Source organism: Streptomyces sp. NPDC001410 (assembly GCF_042895235.1).
Lineage (GTDB): Bacteria > Actinomycetota > Actinomycetes > Streptomycetales > Streptomycetaceae > Streptomyces.
The window spans coordinates 575,198-588,265 of record NZ_JBIAWE010000003.1 but is presented as its reverse complement, the minus strand read 5'-3'; the positions used below and the strand labels follow the sequence as shown (position 1 = coordinate 588,265).

Below are 13,068 nucleotides of genomic sequence, written 5' to 3'. Positions count from 1 at the left end.
GACGACAGAAGACTCGCGGCACCCACCCGTGACCGCATCAACTTTGGTGCACTCTCATCCGTACGAGGTGGTGCACGTTCACTTGTACGCCGACACCCGTCACCGTCACGTTCATGTGGGAGGGGCGTGACGAGGCGGAACGCGCGGTGCTAGTGCCGGCGGCCACGCTGGCGCTCTGGGAGCACTGGGCCCCCACCGCCTACCCGACGAGTGGCGCTGGGGAAGAGAACCGGGCTGTGGCGGAGGAGCCGGAACTGGCCCACCCAGCGGAATTCGGCGCGTTCACGCTCTTTCGTCGTCGCGTAGGACGGCGCACGGCGGTTGCTCGCGAAGGCGTGGTGGTCGCCGAGCTACTGGACCCCGACGAGGCGCACTGGCTCCAGGAGAAGGCCCGCAGTGTCCGCCAAGGCTTCATGGATCCGAAGCAGAAGGCGGCGTTCGAGGAGTTCCTTGCCCGGCAGGCATCCCTCGATGAGCAGTAACGCGCCGACTCATGCTCCGTGGCTTGTAATTGATCTTCGGGCTCTGGACCACGTCGTGCGGTGCGGTGACGCGCGGTCACGCCAACAGGACACGTTTTCAGAGGAGTTCGAAGCCCGCGCGGCGGAACATCTGGCGCTTGAGCCTCTTGATGCGGTTGACGTGGCCTTCCACGACACCGAAGTTCCATGGCAGGGTCAGGCGCGCGGCGACGGCGTCAAGGTCGCGTTCGAGGTGTTGGGCGAACCGGCTGAGACCGGGCAGGTCGGTAGTGATTCTGGCTGATTCGATCCACTCCGGCAGTTGGTCACCGTGCAGGTCCGTAACCATGTGGGCGAAGGTCCGCACGTGCTCGGCGAGGGCGTCCAGCTCGGGGCAGTTGGCCAGCAGGGCCTTGAGCTGGACCCGGTCGCCCTCGATCAGGGCGTCCGGGCGAGTCAGAGCCAGCGGGTCACTGCGTGGTGCGATGACGGCCGGGGCCCGACCGGCTGGGGATTGTCCTGCAGAGTTCTGCTCACGCAGTTGCGGACGTTGCCGTAGCCGTCCCCGGAGGCAGCTCTGCTGCCGTGGGATCCCCGCCGTTATCCCCCAGCCATCCGACCAGGTGGGCCACTTGTCTGCGGCGAGGCCGCGCCGGCGGTCGCCCACCGGCTTTCGACGCCGAGGCATACAAGCAGCGCAACGCGGTCGAACGACGCATCAACCGGGCTCAAGCAGTGGCGCGGCCTGGCCATGCGAACGGACACGCTCGCCATCGCCTACCAGGCCGCACTCCACCTCGCCGCCATCCTCATCTGGGCCCGGCGGTAGGCCGACGCTTCAGCGATCGACCACCCAGCGCGCGTCCGCAGGCCAGGATCCCGTGCTGACGATGTGCTCCACGAGCCTGAACGCCTCACCGATCGGCACGGTGTCTTCGTCCAGGTACTCATCATGCTGCCCGTTGGAGAGGACGAACCCCTCGCTCGATCCGCGCGCTCCTGGGTCTACGGCATGCTGCTCGCCGTCCTCCCCATCGAACAGCACCACCATCGCGCGCTCGGTGTTCGTCACGAAGGCCAGCGATCGACCAGACGAACTGGTCAGCCACGTCTCAAGCTGCTCTCTGCCGACCCTCGTGCGAAGCGTTTCCCGCACCACCTCGGACGGCACAGGGGCCGTGCTGTCGTCATCGATCACCCAGGACTCGATCATGAGCACGACGATCTCACGGACGGATCTAGGAGACAGTCCCTGGAGCTGCTGGCCCCAGCTTTCCGATGGCGACCGCTCTGTCTGGGAGAGGGGTGCCTGTCGTCTCCACCCTGGGGTGCGGTGCACTGGTGGAGTTCGCGCTCCCAGGCTTCCACCTCGTTTCCACCTGGCTGTCCACCCCTGCTCCGATCCGCCTGCCCCCGCTCCGCACCTACCGTTCTTCCACAGGCCGGCGTCGTCCGGCCGCAGCTCAGGCAGCCAGGGGCCCGGTGGCCGCGCCGCACAGGCTCAGCGGCCGCATTGGGGCGAGGAGGGACAGCGATGACTGACATGAAACCCGCGTCACGGTCCGCCACGGCCGAGAAACCAACCCGCAGGGGCTACGGCCCGCTGCTCTCGCTCGCCGTCGACATCCTCCTCCCGCTCGTCGTCTACTACGTGGCCCGCACCCTGGGCGCCGACCAGGCCCCAGCGCTGCTGTTGAGCGGCGCACCACCTGCCCTCCACCTGCTGCTCGGCGCGGTAAGGCAGCGCCGGATCGACGGCATGGACATGTTCTGCACGGTCCTGCTGGCCTTGGCAGCGCCGGCGTCTCTCATCGGCGGCGGCACCCGCGCCCTTCTGTGTAAGGACGCGGTGCTGTCCCTCGTGGTCGGCGGCTGGGTGCTCAGCACCGGTTTCACCCACAAACCACTGGCCTTCCAGCTGGGTCAGCGACTGCATCGAGGAGCGGCGGCCCGCGCGCGGAGCAGAATGTGGCAGGACTCCGCCGAATTCCGCCGGGGACTGCGCATCCTCACTCTCCTCGGGGGCGCCGAGCAACTCCTCGACGGCGGATTCGGCACGCTCGCCGCCCTCACGCTGCCCACCGACACGGTGCCACTGCTCGCCCGCGTCCAGTCCCTCGTGCTGCTCGCCCTGGCCGCTGTGGCCACCGCCATCTGCACCCGCCGTTTCCGCACTCGCCATGGCCTCCCACTGTTCGGCACCCCGGCGGCGGCGACGTGAGCGCCCGCCCCCTGCACCAAGACGCCCCGCACCTTCTCGCCAGGCGCAGCTCCGTCCGGTGCTTCCGCCTCCAGCTTCACTGGGTAGGGGCATTTCAGGAGAGGTGCGGCGAGATGCGTGTCCGCCTCGAGGACCAAGCCGACCACTTCTCTCTGTTCGGCTTCATGGAGCATCGCTCGGCTGAGTCGGAGAGAGCGGTGCACCACTTCCGGGCGAGTTCAGCCTGCGCGCCCAAGATCCCGGTTAGCCAGAGATGGCGACGGGCGACGGCGATGAAGTTCCCTTGTGCTGCAACGGCTCTCCCTCGAAGATCCAGCCAACTCTCCTCGGGAGTCAGACCCCGCCGAACCGCAATGTGAAACCGCCAGGTCTCCTCATCGATGGCGTGTGCGGCTTCCGCGATGTCTTTGCTGACGACGAGGTTGATGACACCCATGGCCTCGTTCCAGGGGCGCCAGTCGACCCGTGCTGGGGGCCAGGACACCTTGGCCGTTTCTCTTGGATCACTGTCAGGGTGTTCAGTGGGCGGCCATAGGGTGGCCTGATGTTCGATCGGTTGGAGATCACGGCGCTGCCGCCGGGACCACGCTTCCCTGCCCAGCTGCGCTTCTGGGTCAACGGCAAGGACGTGGTGGAGCAGGCGGTGGGCCCTGGGGGCCGTGGGCCTCTGGCAGTGGAAGCGTTGCCCATCGGGCTCCCCAGCTTGCTGCGGGCGACGTCTGAGCCGCGCCGTGTGCAGTTGGGCGAGCCGGAGTGCACCGGAGGGTGCTGCGGCTTTCTCTCCGTGGTTGTGCAGCGAACGGGGAATGTCGTCCAGTGGTCGGGCTGGCAGGTTCCTCACAGGGCGGGCCGGCTGCTGGAATTCGACTTCGACGCGGACGAGTACAACGCAGAGGTGGCCCGCGCTGAGGCAGATCCCGGGTGGCGGCTCTTGGCATGACGTGGCGAGCCGACCTGGAAGAGGCGGCGCGACTGTTGCCCTGCCGGCCATCGGATCGTTGGTCTGAACGTGGCGTTAACTGATGCGCACTGGGCGCGAATCGAGCTGTTGCCGTCAGACAGATCCCCAGGTGGGGTGGGCGCTGACGGGATCAACGGCAGGCCATCGACGCGATCGCGTGGAAGTTCCAGACCGGCTCGCAGGGGGTGCAACTACCGCGCGAGTACGGATCCTGGAAGGGCTTCTACACGCGGCTGCGGAACGGGGCGATCGACGGCACCTGGGAGCGGGTGTTCACCGCCCTGCTCGTCCAGGCCGATACCGAAGGCGACCTGGACTGGGTCGTAGCAGTGGACCCCACCATCGTCCGTGCCCACCAGCATGCCGCCGGGGCCCGCGAAGAGGGGTCCCAGCAGGCGAGACGGCCGACGAAGTGTTGTCAGTGCCCGCGCATAGGATCACGGCATGTCTGACGCCTTCACCGTCTTGTGGACCCATGACACGTGCCGTGCCCTGCGCAAGGAGGGTCGCGTCGGTAAGCGGCCGCCGGTCGCTTTCAGCGGTGTCCATTCCTCCCTACCTGCCTGGTCGGGTGCCCGTGCCGGGGATGAGGTGTACGCGCTGCACGTGAACCGGCGCGTCGTGTTTGTGGTGAGCCGGATGCGGGTGATCGACATGGAGCGGCGCGACTGCTGCGGCACCGTTCCCGTGTCTTGGCAGGATCCCGCGTTTCCGGGGCATGGCGACTGGTCGATGCTCGGTGCCGAGGGCTGCGGCGCCGCTGCGGTGCACGTCGACGCAACGCCCGTACGCCTTGACGTGCCGATACCCGGGGACCTTCTGCCGGAGCTCACCTGGCAGAACCGTCGAGGCCACACGCGTGGCCTGAAGTACGTGGTCGATGGCCGCCTCGAACGTTCGATCAGCCTCCAGGGGTTCTACCGTCTGACCTCCGAGTCGGCTGACGAGTTGGCGAAGGTCATCAGCAATGCTGCCGCTTGATGCCGACGCGAGGTTGAGATTGAGCGGACGCCTGTGCTGCCTAACAGAATGAGGTCTTCCCCGCATGAGCGGAGGGCGAGCTGAGGGCTTCAGGTGCGGTAGCAGTGGCTGATCGTCCTCTCCGTGCAGGGGGAGGCGACGCCTTCTGTTACGCAAGGATCACCGACGCCCGGGCCTCGGCCGGCCGGACGGACTGTCGCTTCTCCCACGTACTTGTGGACAGCGTGGACGCGCAGCGACGGAAAACGCGGCGGAGCCGTGCGCCGCTACGCCGGAGGTCACATGAACGAGATCAGTCCCAGCCGGACGGCGGCTGCTTGACCCTGCCACCTTTGTGCGGCGTCTGCGCGTAGTCCTCGGCGCCGGAGGGAAGCGCGGAAACGCAAGCTGCCGAGCAGGCACTGCCCAAGAGGGGCAAGACGTCGGTGGCCACCCGCAGAGAGATCCACACTTGGTGGAGCCCGCCCTGCTCGATCGGCCGATCGCAGACACTGCACCCACGGATGGCTGTGGTTCCCCAGCTCCAGGCATCAAGCTCTGTCAGGTCGAGATCAGCAACGGAGTCCTGCGAGGGCTGGAGCCGGGGGAAGGGAGGACGGAGTTTGTAGTTCCCGAACAGTGCGCGGGTGCTCACCGTGCTCCGGGCCAGTTCGGACCATCGGGTGATCTCGTAGGGGAACCAGTGCAGCCGGTACGAGGTGTAGGGGGTTGAACTCCTCCAGGCTGCTCATTGCACCGATCTCGGGCGGTATGCGGACCAGGTTGCTGCCATAGAGCACGAAGCGCTTGACCGCCGTCAGTTTGGCGATGCTCGGCGGCAGAGTGATGACCTGCCGCCGTTCCTCGTCGCTGAGTTCGACCAGAGGACGGAACTCCTCACGCCCATCGTCCGCAGCCTCGTCGATCAACCCCAGCAGACGCTGCCACCCATCGGCCGAGGTGTCCTGGCGCTCGGCGTGGAAACCGACACGGGCTCGCGGATGCGGCTTGGCCTGGTCGAAGCACAAGCACAGATCCCGGTAGGAACCGCGTCCCCCCGGTGCTGGGTCCGATGTGTCACCCCACCGGTTCACAAAGAGTCTCGGCTCTCCCTCATCCACCATGGGCCCCGATACGGATCTTCATCTGGCTCGGACGGGCCCTGCGGTGCGTCCCGGTGCGGCACGGCATCCTTGTCGAGGTTGACGGGCGCCACGAGCGGGTGCGGGCGTGGGCGTGGGTCCGGCGGAGGGCCGTGGAGGAACTGATGGTCACCGCTCCGTTCCACGTCCGGGACAAGCAGGTGCCGCATGTCGAACAGGAGCGGGTTGCTCATTGGACAGTACGACTGTGCGGACCAGACTGCTCTCGCCAGTGGGCCAGGGCGCGCTCGCTCTTGAGCGTGTCGGGGTGTTCCGGCCCCAGTACTCGGCGCCGGTCGACCACCAGTTCGGCGAACGCAGCGGTGGCGCCCACGGCGTCCCCAGCCTCACCTGTCCATAGCGCCAGATTGTGCCGCGACAGGAGTGTATGAGGGTGGTCGGGTCCCTGGATGCGGACGCGATCCGGGACTAATTCGGCGAACGCGGCGGCGGCACCCGCGGTGTCCCCCGCTCTCCCCCGCCATCGGGCCAGCTCATGACGGACGTTGAGGGTGTCGGGATCATCGGGGCCCAGTACCCGCACGGCGTCGCCGATAAGTCCGCTGAACACTTCGACGGCGCGCGCGGGATCCCCCGCCTCGCCCAGGCAGAATCCGTGGGTGTGGCGGTAGAGAATGGTGTTCCGGTGATCCGGTCCCACCGTCCGGCGCTGGTCGGCGACGATATCGGCAGCGACCATGGCGGCGGCCGCCATGTCGCCCGCCTCATCCAGGAAGTGGAAGAGTTCGACGCGCGTGGCACATGTGTCGGGGTCCTGTGGCCCCAGCGCCCGTGAGGCGTCGTCCAGGAGCGTTTTGAGCGCAGCCGCAGCTCCCGCAGCGTCACCGCCACCCCGGCGTCTGGCCATATGGCGCCGGGTGTTGAGGGATTCCCGATCGTCCGGACCCCGGAGCCGGAGGAACTCATCCAGCAGTTCGGCCGCCGAGGTAGCGTTCGGCATCCTGCCGAGGCCGATGCGGGCGAGCCAGGAATCCGGGCCGCCCTCCCCTGCCGCCAGCCGACCCAGAAACCAGAAGGTTCCCTCGTCACGGGCACGGATACGGCTCCGCAGTTCCTCGAGCGCCGATTCCCGCGCCGTGGATTCGCCGTCGTGATCCAGGATCTCCTCCATCAGCCTGGCCGGCTGCTTCGTACCCGCCGGTTCGCCGACAGGCAGGGCCTCTGCGGCCGCCGGAATCCCGAATTCCGCGTACATTGCCGGAAGTTGAGCCAAGACAGCCTCGGCCCGCGCAAGCGACGCAGTCAGGACATCGTCTGCGACTGCCGCGCCGACGGTGATCTCGACGGCTTCGCGGTACATCCGCTCGAAGCTCTGCAGATGGCCCGCGATCGCACGTCTCGGGTCCCAGAACGCCTCCGTGACCTCGTAGACGCCTCCTCCGCCGGAGGAGAACAGGTCGGCGATCCCGTCCACCGACACGAGGCCGTCAGGCAGGTCGGAGCGGCGCCGGGGCGGTGCGGACTCCCAGTCGGGCACGGACAGCCCGCGTTCGGTCATCTCTGCGTCGATCGCATCGCGGACCTTCCCCGTCTCTTCCAGGAAGCCTCTGATCACGGTCCGGATCTCGTCGGCCGAATACACGAAACCACGCTGCGGGAACGCGACGGCCACCTTCGGCGAGGTCATCAGGCGATCGTTCCCGTCGTAGACGATCTCCAGGTCCAGCCCGTACACGTACGTGTCGAATGTGGGCTCCATGCCGAGCCGGACCTCGAACCGGTCCGCCTCTCCCTGTGCCACCACCTGGGAGAGGCCGATGACGCACTGGGAACCGCCGGCATCCTCCGGCGGCGGTATCGCGACGTCGTACGTGGCGGACACCGGCAAGACCGCACCGACCCACAGGGCACGGTAAGGGGTCAACCGCATACCGTCGAACATGCTCCCGCACCGCACAGCGCGGTCCACCCGCACCACGAGACGCTTGAGCACGGCCGACTGGCCCCCCGTATTGCGAACCTTCACATCGAGCACAGGAGACATGTCCCTCGGCCCCAAGGCCGAACCCGAGGCCGAAAGCGAGACCGAAGGCGACGGCGGCACAATGGCCACATCGACGAGTTCGACCTGCGACTTCGGCAGGCGCCGAGCACGAAGCGCCGCCCACGCACCAATGACTGCCGCCGCAATGCCACCGATCAACCCGAAAACCGTAGCCAGCACCAGACCGACGTTACCGTCCGAACGCTCGACTCACCCCCCATTCAACGGCAGATCACGACCGAGCACCCGCCTGGCAGTCCCCTCAACAAAGACACCACCCGCCACAGTCGTCCCGGGCCCGCGGAGCCACCAACCAGGCGAGGAAGAAAGCACGATCGTGTACGAGAACGTCGGCGCGTCCGCGCAACGTTCCCTGAAGCCGGGCACTCGCCGATCCGCAACGTCATCCGATCCCAGAACCTGCTGCCGAAGCCGGCATGCCGGTGGCCGCGGTCGCCATGAGCGTCAGCCCAGTCCTGGCATTGGGGGGGTTTCCCCATCGTGGGCAGCACTGTGGCTGCGTAAAGTCGCAGTGACTGATCACCGATTCAACTCGCTCCACACGGGGGAACTTCATGCGACGCCTACAGACGCGCGCCCTTACAGCAGTCTCTTTGGCTGCTCTCACCATCGGCGGCCTCTCCGCGTGCTCGGCCCTCGACCAGAAGACCTTCGAGGACGACGCCGAGGTGCACCAGAAAATCACGTCGATCCGTCTCGACAGCAGGAACGGCGGGGTAAAGGTGGCCGCTTCGGCAGACATCTCGACGATCTCCGTGCACCGCAAGGTCAACTACCGCGGTGACAAGCCCAGTGGCACGTCGTTCAGCGTCGAGAACGGCGTCCTGACGCTCTCCGGCTGCGGCAAGGGCTGCGGCGTCAACTACGTCGTCAAGGTGCCCGCCGGTCTTCCGGTGACGGGAGTCACCTCCAACGGCAGCCTCACGCTGAGCAATGTCGGCACGGTCGACGTGCACACAAGCAACGGCGAGATCACGGTGAACAATGCGACGGGCCCGGTGAAGCTACGCTCGTCCAACGGTGACATCAACGTCAAGGACGTCAAGGCCGGCGACATCGACACGCAGACGTCGAACGGCGAGGTGACGATCCAGACGGCCACCCCGCAGAACATCGAGGCCCACACGACGAACGGCAACCTCACGGTCACGGCCCCGCCCGCCAAGTACCAGATCTCGGCGAACGACTCCCACGGCGACAAGAAGGTGGCGTTCAAGAACGACCCCTCGGGCAAGTACCGCTTGGATCTGTCGACAACGAACGGTGACTTGACTGTGGAGTCGGCAGGCTAGCCGCGCGCTTTCGTGAAGCGCAACGGTCCTGCTGGGGGGCTCAACCTCGCGCTCGCAGTTGCTCTGTGCGGGGACTGCCTGGCGGACACTGGCGACGCCACGGGCCGACAGCGCGGTCGGGTCGGGCGCGTCCGACCCGACCGTCTCCGCCTCGTCAACACGCGCCGCGGCAGGTCCCCGCTCTACTCGCGAGGACGGCGCGGATCCGGCCCAGCGTGGCCTCTTGCTCCTTTGCCGGCATTACCAACACCGCCGCGCGCGTCGCGATGGTCGCGACGAGAGAGTCGGCGGTGCGGCGCTGCCCGTGCGGGAACTCTGCCTGCTCCGGCGAGCCGATGACGGACGGGGCCTTCTTGGTCCGCGGTGCGGTGCGCCCCTCGTAGCGGCGTCAGGCGGTTTTCACAACGGTGCCGGCGCCTTCGAGCGCGGCTACCTCGTCGGCGGGCGCCGTGGTGTCGGTGACGAGGGTGTGCAGGAGCGTGGAGGGGCCGACGTAGGCGTAGGCGGTGTGGCCGAGCTTGCTGCCGTCCGCGGCGGCGATGATGCGGCGTGTGGAGGCGATGCTTGCCTTCTTCACCGCCGCGTCGTCGAGGTCGTAGGCGGTCAGGCCTTCGGCTGCGCTCAGGCCGCAGCAGCCGACAACCGCGGTGTCGAAGCGCAGCGCCGACAGGGAGGCGAGCGTGAGGGGGCCGGTCAGGGCTCCTTCTCCGGCGCGGGGCCGTCCGCCGGGCACCATCAGCGTGGTCGGACTCGGCGAGTCGCTGAGTATGTGGATGGCCTGCAATGACAGGGGCATCACGGTGACCGGCCGTCCGCGCAGCAGGCGGGCGACCTCCAGGCAGGTGGTGCCGCTGTCCAGGAGGACGGTCTCGCCGTCGGCGATGAGTGAGGACACCTCGGCTGCGATCCGGCGCTTGGCGTCGGCGGCCTCGTGAGCACGCAGCGCGAAGGGCGGCTCCTCACCCCTGAGCAGCAGGGTGCGCGCCCCGCCGCGGACGCGTTCGAGGACGCCTTGCGCGGCCAGTGTGTCGAGGTCGCGCCGGATGGTCATCTCCGAGGCGCCGGTCAGCTCGGCGAGTTTCAGGACCGTGGCACTGCCCGACTCTCTGACGGCTTGGGCGATCAGCCGGTGACGGTCTGCGTTGCTCATACCGCGATTGAACACCACCCAAAACGAACACACAAGCTGTTCGAAGATCTGTTTTTCAAACACACATGATGTTCGTTATGGTCGTTGGCATGGATCCTTCGCTCCGAGCCGCCCGTGTGGCGACCTTCGTCTACTTCGTCCTCAACGGCACCCTGGTGGGCATGTGGGTGGTGCAGATCCCCGCCATCGAGAAGCGCGTGGGGATCAGCCACTCAACGCTGGGGGGCTTCCTGGTGCTGCTGGGTCTCGGGGCCTTCGTCGGTATGCAGGTGGCGGGTCGGCTGGCCGACCGCCTCGGAACGCGAGTCGTGGTCCCCGCCACCGGCGTTCTCTGCAGCGCCGCCCTGGTACTGCCCGGCCTCCCACGGGATCCCTGGACGCTGGCAGGTGCCCTGCTGGTCTTCGGCTTCGGCAACGGCTGCCTCGACGTGAGCATGAACGCCCACGCCGTGCACGTGGAGAAGGCGTACGACCGGCCCGTCATGTCGGCCTTCCATGCCACGTTCTCCGTCGGCGGCGTCATCGCCGCGCTCGTCGGAGCAGGCGCCGCGAGCGCCGGTATGAGTCCGGCTGCGACGCTCGGCGCCACAGGAGTGGTGGGCATCGTGACCGCCTTGGTCTCGGCACGCGGTCTGCTGCCAGCCGCGCCGGCATCCGCCACTGCGACTGCGGAAGGTGAGGGAGAGCCGGCCACGAAGCTGCGCACCGCCCCCCGGCACATCTGGGTCCTCGCCGCCGTAGCTCTGATGATCATGCTGTGCGAGGGAGCCGCCAACGACTGGAGCGCGCTGCACCTGAAGACCATCCTCGGTGCACCCGCGAGCACCGCCGCCTTCGGGTACGGCACCTACGCGGCAGCGATGACCATCGGCCGCCTCCTCACCGACCGCCTCTCCGCCCGGTTCGGGCCCGTGGCCATCCTGCGCTACGGCTCGGCCATGGCCGCCGTCGGAATCACGATCGTGGCACTCTCCCCGTGGATTTGGCCTGTGTTCGCGGGTTGGGCCCTGTTCGGCCTGGGACTGTCCGGCTTGATACCCCAGCTGTTCAGCGCAGCCGGTCACGCCGACCCCTCCGCTGCCGGCACCAACGTCTCCCGCGTCGCCGGGCTCGGCTACCTCGGCATGCTGGCCGGCCCCGCTGTCATCGGCTGGACGACCCACCTCGTGCCGCTGAACCACACCTTCCTGCTGATGACCGTGCTGTGCGTGATCGCCGCTGCGACCGCCGGAATCTTGCGCACCGGATCCGACCGCACCCGCGAGATGGCGCAGAGCAGCCGCTGACCACCTGTGCGGCACGGCCCTGACACCGTGCCGCACAGGCTCCCCGTTCACCCCCAGTCGGCTGCCTGACCGGTGGGGAGAAGCCCGCCGCCCCGCAGAAGGGGCCCCGATGCCCGAGACAGACGCCACCCCCGGCCGCGGCGGTGTCGGTGCGATGCTCCCCCGCGACCTGGCCTTCCGGGACGTGCTGCCGTTCGCCCGGCAGGCAGGGCAGAGGTCCTCATCGGGGGTGGTTCCGGGAGGGCCGCAATCGGCGCATTCGACGAGGGGCCGGTAGGTCAGGGCGTCGCTCACTGTTCGCGCGGCGGCGGATCGTCCCAGGCGGGCGGGTCAACGTTCACCGACGGGACCCAGAACCGGCTTCACGTCCACCACCGGCGTCCCGTCCAGCGCCTCAAGACCGCTGACCCGTAACCGCAGACCGTCCCGGGCCAGGACCTCGACCCGGTGCAGACCCAGCGGATTCGGCCGATCCGGCGACCGGGTCGCGAAAACACCCGTCACGGGCCGGGAGACATCGCCGCGCGGGTGCACCGTCAGGACATCGCGCTCCGCACGGTCCAGCCAGGTCAGCACCAGCAACCGCGCCCCCACCCCGATGCCCTCCAGCCCAGCGGCGACCGCCGGGGCGAACAACAGATCCGCCTCCGGCGCCTCCTCGTCACCTTGGCACGGCGCATCCTCCAGACGCCGCAACGGTGACTCCACCCGACCGATCGACACAACGGTGAACGACTGCTCCTGCACCACAGGCTCCTCCCGGCTGCCACATCCCCGACCCGTACCGGACAGTCCAGGCACACTAGCGCCATCGGCCGACCTCCCCGCGCCTACGCCGACGCTGCAAGGGGACCGCCATCGGCCACCGTCGCCGGGCGACGACGCGCGTACGGGGCCGGACAGATGACCGACCAGCGCACCCGTCGGCTGGAGAATCTCGACATGACCTGATCAGTGACGGATCAACGGTCCCAGAGGTACCTCGCGGTCGCCCACCCCCAACGGCACTGCGAAAGATCGACCCAAACCCGAACCGACCTGACCAGCCGCCTCACCACGCCACTAGGGCCTGTCGTCAAAGTGATCTCGGCTAGTGGATCATGGTCGGGGTGATACGTCGCCATGAGCTGTCCGATGCCGAGTGGGATCTGCTGCGGTCCTTGCTGCCGACGTCCTCGACGGGCCGTCCGCGGTTGGACGACCGCACGGTCCTGAATGGCATCGTGTGGAGGTTCCGGACCGGTGTGGCCTGGCGGGACGTGCCGGAGTGATACGGGTCGTGGACCACCCTTCACACCCGCTTCCGCCGCTGGGCCCGGGACGGCACCTTCAAGCAAATGTTGCAGGCCGCGCAGGCCAAGGCGGACGCGGCCGGCGACATCGACTGGCTCACCTCAGTCGACTCCCCCATCGTCCGCGCCCACCAGCATGCCGCCGGAGCTCGAAAAGGGGGCTCCGGAACCGGGCACTCGGCCGCTCGCGCGGCGGGCTGACCAGCAAGCTCCACCTGGCGGTCGACGGACTCGGCCGCCCGCACGCCCTGGTCCTCACCGGCGGGAACACGCTCTT

Annotated in this window: 14 protein-coding genes and 2 pseudogenes; 9 read left to right on the top strand and 7 right to left on the bottom strand. The window is 68.0% G+C overall.

The window, feature by feature from the left end:
* Positions 1 to 95: 95 nt before the first annotated feature.
* A pseudogene (locus ACFY3C_RS09405) lies at positions 96 to 482 on the top strand (hypothetical protein); the annotation flags it as partial.
* Between the two features lie 97 nt (positions 483 to 579).
* On the opposite strand, the gene ACFY3C_RS09400 reads toward ACFY3C_RS09405, so the two are convergent.
* Together ACFY3C_RS09400 and ACFY3C_RS09395 are read right to left on the bottom strand one after the other, a co-directional pair.
* On the bottom strand, positions 580 to 1,128 hold the full coding sequence (locus tag ACFY3C_RS09400) for a hypothetical protein (RefSeq protein ID WP_390770367.1): 549 nt from the start codon (positions 1,126 to 1,128) through the stop codon (positions 580 to 582).
* Between the two features lie 171 nt (positions 1,129 to 1,299).
* Positions 1,300 to 1,674 (bottom strand): hypothetical protein, encoded by a 375-nt coding sequence (locus ACFY3C_RS09395; protein ID WP_390770347.1) that lies wholly within the window; start codon positions 1,672 to 1,674, stop codon positions 1,300 to 1,302.
* Positions 1,675 to 1,995: 321 nt separating this feature from the next.
* Between ACFY3C_RS09395 and ACFY3C_RS09390 the strand changes: the two genes are divergently transcribed.
* On the top strand, positions 1,996 to 2,682 hold the full coding sequence (locus ACFY3C_RS09390; RefSeq protein WP_390770346.1) for a VC0807 family protein: 687 nt from the start codon (positions 1,996 to 1,998) through the stop codon (positions 2,680 to 2,682).
* Between the two features lie 94 nt (positions 2,683 to 2,776).
* Here the strand turns inward: ACFY3C_RS09390 and ACFY3C_RS09385 are convergent, their stop codons facing one another.
* Positions 2,777 to 3,118: a hypothetical protein gene (locus ACFY3C_RS09385; protein ID WP_390770345.1), complete on the bottom strand. Its 342-nt coding sequence runs from the start codon at positions 3,116 to 3,118 to the stop codon at positions 2,777 to 2,779.
* Between the two features lie 108 nt (positions 3,119 to 3,226).
* On the opposite strand from ACFY3C_RS09385, the gene ACFY3C_RS09380 reads away from it, so the two are divergent.
* From ACFY3C_RS09380 to ACFY3C_RS09370, 3 genes and pseudogenes are all read left to right on the top strand, one after another.
* Positions 3,227 to 3,622 carry a hypothetical protein gene (locus ACFY3C_RS09380; protein ID WP_386577237.1) on the top strand — a complete coding sequence of 132 codons (396 nt, stop codon included), beginning with the start codon at positions 3,227 to 3,229 and terminating at the stop codon, positions 3,620 to 3,622.
* Positions 3,623 to 3,783: 161 nt separating this feature from the next.
* Positions 3,784 to 4,095, top strand: a pseudogene (locus ACFY3C_RS09375) (IS5/IS1182 family transposase); the annotation flags it as partial.
* Positions 4,088 to 4,624: a hypothetical protein gene (locus tag ACFY3C_RS09370; RefSeq protein ID WP_390770344.1), complete on the top strand. Its 537-nt coding sequence runs from the start codon at positions 4,088 to 4,090 to the stop codon at positions 4,622 to 4,624. The pseudogene ACFY3C_RS09375 and the gene ACFY3C_RS09370, both read left to right, overlap by 8 nt.
* A 551-nt stretch (positions 4,625 to 5,175) precedes the next feature.
* Here ACFY3C_RS09370 and ACFY3C_RS09365 read toward each other — a convergent pair.
* Positions 5,176 to 5,631 (bottom strand): hypothetical protein, encoded by a 456-nt coding sequence (locus ACFY3C_RS09365; RefSeq protein ID WP_390770343.1) that lies wholly within the window; start codon positions 5,629 to 5,631, stop codon positions 5,176 to 5,178.
* A gap of 304 nt (positions 5,632 to 5,935) precedes the next feature.
* A complete protein-coding gene (locus ACFY3C_RS09360) occupies positions 5,936 to 7,930 on the bottom strand; it encodes a tetratricopeptide repeat protein (RefSeq protein ID WP_390770342.1) in 1,995 nt (664 codons plus the stop codon).
* A gap of 434 nt (positions 7,931 to 8,364) precedes the next feature.
* On the opposite strand from ACFY3C_RS09360, the gene ACFY3C_RS09355 reads away from it, so the two are divergent.
* Positions 8,365 to 9,063 (top strand): DUF4097 domain-containing protein, encoded by a 699-nt coding sequence (locus tag ACFY3C_RS09355; RefSeq protein WP_390770341.1) that lies wholly within the window; start codon positions 8,365 to 8,367, stop codon positions 9,061 to 9,063.
* A 388-nt stretch (positions 9,064 to 9,451) separates the two neighbouring features.
* On the opposite strand, the gene ACFY3C_RS09350 is transcribed toward ACFY3C_RS09355, so the two are convergent.
* On the bottom strand, positions 9,452 to 10,213 hold the full coding sequence (locus tag ACFY3C_RS09350; protein ID WP_390770340.1) for a DeoR/GlpR family DNA-binding transcription regulator: 762 nt from the start codon (positions 10,211 to 10,213) through the stop codon (positions 9,452 to 9,454).
* Between the two features lie 89 nt (positions 10,214 to 10,302).
* Between ACFY3C_RS09350 and ACFY3C_RS09345 the strand changes: the two genes are divergently transcribed.
* Positions 10,303 to 11,499, top strand: coding sequence for an MFS transporter (locus ACFY3C_RS09345; RefSeq protein WP_390770339.1), 1,197 nt, complete (start codon positions 10,303 to 10,305; stop codon positions 11,497 to 11,499).
* Between the two features lie 330 nt (positions 11,500 to 11,829).
* Here the strand turns inward: ACFY3C_RS09345 and tsaA are convergent, their stop codons facing one another.
* Positions 11,830 to 12,246 (bottom strand): tRNA (N6-threonylcarbamoyladenosine(37)-N6)-methyltransferase TrmO, encoded by a 417-nt coding sequence (gene tsaA / locus ACFY3C_RS09340; protein ID WP_390770338.1) that lies wholly within the window; start codon positions 12,244 to 12,246, stop codon positions 11,830 to 11,832.
* A gap of 353 nt (positions 12,247 to 12,599) precedes the next feature.
* Between tsaA and ACFY3C_RS09335 the strand changes: the two genes are divergently transcribed.
* Together ACFY3C_RS09335 and ACFY3C_RS09330 are read left to right on the top strand one after the other, a co-directional pair.
* A complete protein-coding gene (locus ACFY3C_RS09335; RefSeq protein ID WP_386577245.1) occupies positions 12,600 to 12,770 on the top strand; it encodes a transposase in 171 nt (56 codons plus the stop codon).
* Positions 12,771 to 12,836: 66 nt separating this feature from the next.
* Positions 12,837 to 12,992 (top strand): hypothetical protein, encoded by a 156-nt coding sequence (locus tag ACFY3C_RS09330; protein ID WP_386577246.1) that lies wholly within the window; start codon positions 12,837 to 12,839, stop codon positions 12,990 to 12,992.
* Positions 12,993 to 13,068: the final 76 nt, after the last annotated feature.

Coding starts and splice junctions, on each gene's coding strand:
- ACFY3C_RS09395 (WP_390770347.1), bottom strand. CDS start 1,674: ATGATCGAGTCCTGGGTGATCGATGACGACAGCACGGCCCCTGTGCCG.
- ACFY3C_RS09390 (WP_390770346.1), top strand. CDS start 1,996: ATGACTGACATGAAACCCGCGTCACGGTCCGCCACGGCCGAGAAACCA.
- ACFY3C_RS09385 (WP_390770345.1), bottom strand. CDS start 3,118: ATGGGTGTCATCAACCTCGTCGTCAGCAAAGACATCGCGGAAGCCGCA.
- ACFY3C_RS09380 (WP_386577237.1), top strand. CDS start 3,227: ATGTTCGATCGGTTGGAGATCACGGCGCTGCCGCCGGGACCACGCTTC.
- ACFY3C_RS09370 (WP_390770344.1), top strand. CDS start 4,088: ATGTCTGACGCCTTCACCGTCTTGTGGACCCATGACACGTGCCGTGCC.
- ACFY3C_RS09350 (WP_390770340.1), bottom strand. CDS start 10,213: ATGAGCAACGCAGACCGTCACCGGCTGATCGCCCAAGCCGTCAGAGAG.
- ACFY3C_RS09345 (WP_390770339.1), top strand. CDS start 10,303: ATGGATCCTTCGCTCCGAGCCGCCCGTGTGGCGACCTTCGTCTACTTC.
- ACFY3C_RS09335 (WP_386577245.1), top strand. CDS start 12,600: ATGGTCGGGGTGATACGTCGCCATGAGCTGTCCGATGCCGAGTGGGAT.
- ACFY3C_RS09330 (WP_386577246.1), top strand. CDS start 12,837: ATGTTGCAGGCCGCGCAGGCCAAGGCGGACGCGGCCGGCGACATCGAC.